Source organism: Pseudomonas sp. SDO5591_S426, assembly GCF_054070755.1.
In genome coordinates this window covers 1-4,577 of the sequence record NZ_JBSVXD010000298.1, presented here as the reverse complement: position 1 = coordinate 4,577, position 4,577 = coordinate 1, and the positions used below count along the sequence as shown (strand labels likewise).

Annotated in this window: 2 protein-coding genes; both read right to left on the bottom strand. The window is 61.7% G+C overall.

Annotation, left to right across the window (positions count from 1 at the left end; translation table 11 throughout):
- Positions 1 to 57 precede the first annotated feature (57 nt).
- Entirely contained in the window at positions 58 to 3,156 is a 3,099-nt protein-coding gene (locus tag ACW9JC_RS28865; protein WP_457459298.1) for a multidrug efflux RND transporter permease subunit, read from the bottom strand.
- Positions 3,157 to 3,171: 15 nt separating this feature from the next.
- A complete protein-coding gene (locus ACW9JC_RS28860) occupies positions 3,172 to 4,329 on the bottom strand; it encodes an efflux RND transporter periplasmic adaptor subunit (RefSeq protein WP_457459297.1) in 1,158 nt (385 codons plus the stop codon).
- Positions 4,330 to 4,577: the final 248 nt, after the last annotated feature.

Sequence of the window (4,577 nt, the reverse complement as noted above, 5' to 3'; positions counted from 1 at the left end):
TGAACGTTATGGCCTCATCGCGGGCAAGCCCGCTCCCACAGGGTTATGTGGTGTTGGTTAGTGTGGTTTATGGCGCTTGCTGACAAGCTTCATCACCACCACAAAAAACACCGGCACAAACACCACCGCCAACGTCGCCGTGATCATCCCGCCAATCACCCCGGTGCCAATGGCCTGCTGGCTCGCCGAACTGGCCCCGGTGGCAATCGCCAGCGGCACCACGCCGAGGATGAACGCCAGCGAGGTCATGACAATCGGTCGCAACCGCAGGCGCGCAGCTTGCAGGGTGGCGTCGAGCAGGTCGTGGCCTTCGTCGTACAGGCTCTTGGCGAACTCGATGATCAGGATCGCGTTTTTCGCCGACAAGCCGATGATGGTGATCAGTCCGACTTTGAAGAACACATCGTTGGGCATCCCGCGCATCGTGACCGCCAGCACCGCGCCGAGCACGCCCAGCGGCACCACCAGCAACACCGAGGTCGGGATCGACCAACTCTCGTAAAGCGCCGCCAGGCACAGGAACACGATCAGCAACGACAACCCGAGCAGGATCGGCGCCTGACTGCCAGACAAGCGTTCCTGCAACGACAGGCCGGTCCATTCCTGGCCCAGTCCCGCCGGGCCCAACGCCACCAGTCGTTCGATCTCGGCCATAGCTTCACCGGTGCTGTGACCGGGTGTCGGTTCGCCGGAAATGCTGATCGCCGGATAGCCGTTGTAGCGAGTCAGTTGCGCCGGGCCTTGAATCCATTTGGCCTGGACGAACGCTGATAGCGGCACCATTTTCCCGTTGTTATTGCGTACGTGCATTTTCAGCAGATCATCAACCTGACTGCGCTGATCGCCCTCAGCCTGCACCACAACCCGCTGCATCCGTCCCTGATTGGGGAAGTCGTTGATGTAGGCCGAGCCGACGGCGGTGGACAGCACGCTGCCGATGTCGGCAAAGGACACGCCCAAGGCATTGGCCTGTTTGCGGTCGACGATCAACTGCACCTGTGGCGCTTCGGCCAAGGCACTTTCACGCACATTCATCAGGATCGGGCTCTTCTCGGCGGCCGCCAGCAACTCGGTGCGCGCCTGCATCAACGTGGCATGGCCGAGACCGCCACGGTCCTGCAAGCGGAACTCGAAACCGCTGGACGTGCCGAGGCCATCCACTGGTGGCGGAAGCACGGCGAAGGCCATGGCGTCCTTGATCTGACTCAAGGCGATGTTGGCGCGGTCGGCAATCGAACTCGCCGAATCGTCGCTGCCACGTTGCGACCAGTCCGTGAGCGTGCTGAACGCCAACGCAGCGTTCTGCCCGCTACCGGAGAAGCTGAAGCCGAGAATCACCACGCTGTCACCGACACCCGGTTCGCCGGCGTTGTGCGCCTCGATCAACTCGGCCACTTGCACCGTACGATTTTTGGTCGCGCCCGGCGGCAACTGAATGTCGGTGATGGTGTAGCCCTGATCTTCCGTCGGCAAAAACGAGGAGGGCAGGCGTGCGAAGCACAGCCCCAAGCCAACCAGCAGCACGCCGTAGATCAGCAGATAACGGCCAGTACGCTTGAGCGCGTAGGCGACCCAGCCCTGATAGCGCTCGGTCAGTTGCTCGAAGCGACGGTTGAACCAGCCGAAGAATCCGGTTTTTTCATGATGCTCGCCCTTGGCAATCGGCTTGAGCAAGGTCGCGCACAGCGCCGGGGTCAAGGTCAGGGCGAGAAATGCCGAGAACAGGATCGAGGTGGCCATCGATAGCGAAAACTGTCGGTAAATCACTCCGACCGAACCTTGCATGAACGCCATCGGGATGAACACCGCCACCAACACCAGAGTGATGCCGATGATCGCCCCGGTGATCTGCTTCATCGCCTTGCGCGTGGCTTCCTTGGGCGACAGGCCTTCGGTGGCCATGATCCGCTCGACGTTCTCCACCACCACAATCGCGTCGTCCACCAGAATGCCGATGGCCAGCACCATGCCGAACATGGTCAGCACGTTGATCGAGAAACCCAGGGCCAGCATGGTCGCGAAAGTGCCCATCAGCGCCACCGGCACCACCAGCGTCGGGATCAGCGTGTAGCGGATGTTTTGCAGGAACAGAAACATCACTGCGAACACCAGCAACATCGCCTCGCCGAGGGTGTAGACCACTTTGGTGATCGAGACTTTGACGAAGGGCGAGGTGTCGTATGGAATCTTGTACTCGACGTTCGCCGGGAAGTAGCGCGACAGTTCATCCATCTTCGCCCGCACCAGCGTCGCGGTGTTCAGCGCGTTGGCCCCCGGCGACAGTTGCACGCCGACGGCGGTCGACGGCTTGCCGTTCAGGCGCGTGGAAAACTGATATTCCTGGCTGCCGATTTCGACCCGCGCCACATCGCCGATGCGCACGGTGGAGCCGTCGGGGTTAGCCTTGAGCACGATGTCGGCGAACTCTTCAGGGGTCGACAGCTGACCTTTCACCAGAATGGTCGCGGTGATTTCCTGAGTGGTGCGGCTCGGCAAGTCGCCGATGCTGCCAGCCGAGACCTGGGCGTTCTGCGCGACGATGGCGGCGTTGACGTCAGCGGGCGTGAGGTTGAATCCGATCAGCTTCTGCGGGTCGATCCAGATGCGCATCGCCCGTTCAGCGCCATACAGCTGCGCCTTGCCGACACCGTCCAGACGCTTGATCTCGTTCATCACGTTGCGCGCCAGATAGTCGCTGAGCGCCACGTCGTCGAGCTTGCCGTCGCTGGAGGTGAGGGTGATCAATAGCAGGAAACCGGCGGAGACTTTCTCCACCTGCAAGCCTTGTTGGTTCACCGCTTGCGGCAGGCGCGACTCCACGACTTTCAGGCGATTTTGCACATCGACCTGAGCCATTTCCGGATCGGTGCCCGGCTGAAAAGTCGCCTTGATCGTGGCGCTGCCGAGGCTGCTTTGCGATTCGAAATACAGCAGGTGATCAGCGCCGTTGAGCTCTTCCTCGATCAGGCTGACCACGCTTTCGTCCACCGTTTGCGCCGAGGCACCGGGGTACACGGCGTAGATTTCGATTTGCGGCGGTGCGACGTCGGGGTACTGCGCCACCGGCAACTGCGGAATGGCCAGGGCGCCGGCCAGCAGGATGAACAGCGCGACCACCCAGGCAAACACCGGGCGGTCGATAAAGAACTGCGGCATAAACAAGCGTCCTGCTTACTGGCCAGAAACCTGGGCAAGTGGGAGAGAGGAGTCATCGATCTGCACTTTCTCGCCGGGGCGGGCGTGTTGCAGGCCTTCGGTGACGATGCGGTCGCCGGGTTTGAGGCCGCTGGTCACGACCCAGCGGTCGTTCTGCACCGGGCCCAATTCGACCGGTTGCTGACTGATGCGCTGCTCAGCGTCGAGCAGCAGCACTTGCGCGATGCCGGCGCTGTCACGCTGGATCGCCCGTTGCGGCACGCTGATGCCTTGCTGATTGACCGCTTGCTCCAGGCGCACACGCACAAAGCTGCCGGGCAGCAGGTCGAGGTCCGGGTTGGGGAATTCGCTGCGCAGAATGATCTGGCCGGTGCCCGGATCGACGGTGAGGTCGGTGAACAGCAGCTTGCCGGGCAACGGGTAGAGGCTGCCGTCGTCCTGAATCAGCGTGGCTTTGGCCTGGCCTTGTCCTACTTCTTTCAGCTGACCGGAACGGAATGCCCGGCGCAGTTCGTTGAGTTCGCGGGTCGATTGGGTCAGGTCGGCGTGGATCGGGTTCAGTTGCTGGATCAGCGCCAGTGGCGTGGTCTCGTTCTGCCCGACCAATGCGCCCTCGGTGACCAGCGCGCGACCGATACGTCCGGAAATCGGCGCAGTGACGGTGGCGTAGCCGAGGTTGAGTTTTGCTCGTTCAACGGCCGCTTTGTTGGCGGCAACATCGGCGGCAGTCTGGCGCACCATGGCCCGGGCGTTGTCATAGTCCTGAGCACTGATCGCTTTGTCATCGATCAACTGGGCGTAGCGCTGCTCTTGCAGTTTTGCCTGGAACGCATTGGCTTCGGCCTTGCGCAGCGACGCTTCGGCGCTGTCGAGGTCAGCCTTGAACGGCGCCGGGTCGATGCGGAATAAAACGTCGCCCTTTTTCACGTCAGTGCCTTCGCGGAAGGTGCGCTGCAAGACCACACCAGCGACACGGGCGCGCACTTCGGCGATGCGTGGCGCGGCGATGCGCCCGCTCAACTCGCTGCTGATCGATAGCGGGCGGGCTTCGATGGTTTCGACGCGAACGCTGGCCAATGGCGGCTGTTCTTCGGCGATCGAGGACTTGTCGCACGCGCTGAGCGTCAACGCCAGTGCCACAAGGCTGAGCCTGGCAAGCAGATTCTTTGACATGAATTACCCCAATAATGACCCCCAGCATCCTACCGGGCGTCGGCGAGGGTAGCGGTGAAGCTTTGTAGGTGCTGTGTGAAATTGTGTAAGGGTTTTGCTCAGGTGTGTGCGTGGGCGTATATCCTTCAGGCCTTGAATCTTTTTGCGCCGGTCAGGCCGCTATCGCTGGCAAGCCAGCTCCCACAGTGGTTGAGGCTGCATACACAATTTGTGTTCACATCAGACCCTGTGGGAGCTGGCTTGCCAGC